Source organism: Streptococcus suis, assembly GCF_002960445.1.
In the GTDB taxonomy this organism is placed as follows: domain Bacteria; phylum Bacillota; class Bacilli; order Lactobacillales; family Streptococcaceae; genus Streptococcus; species Streptococcus hyiners.
This window is the reverse complement of sequence record NZ_POJD01000337.1, coordinates 1-301: the sequence shown is the minus strand read 5'-3', so window position 1 is coordinate 301 and position 301 is coordinate 1. Positions and strand designations below refer to the sequence as shown.

Here is a 301-nt window from a genome sequence, read left to right as displayed (position 1 = left end):
TCGCCTCTGCCACTGTTGTCTCACGAATATCCAGAGCCACCATGACACGTTGAATCTCTTTATTAAGGGTACCGATTTGCAGCCCTTTGACATCGCCTTCCATAGCCAAAGAATGGGGACAAAAGGCTTGATAGCGCTCAATAACCTGACTAGCTAACATGGACTACCTCCTGAATTTGTTGGATCTTTTGGGAAATGGCAAAGCGGTCACCTTGGCGTTCAGATGGAACTTGTTCCAAAGCAAAACTTAATTTTTCAAGTTCTCTTCTCCACTTTTTGACGAAAACTGGTGAGGCCTCCT

General features: G+C 45.2%; 1 protein-coding gene. It reads right to left on the bottom strand.

What is annotated here, in order from left to right:
- Nucleotides 1-160: Nif3-like dinuclear metal center hexameric protein (locus C1G53_RS11140; RefSeq protein WP_192873132.1), on the bottom strand; the 160-nt coding region annotated here is incomplete at its 3' end.
- Nucleotides 161-301 lie beyond the last annotated feature (141 nt).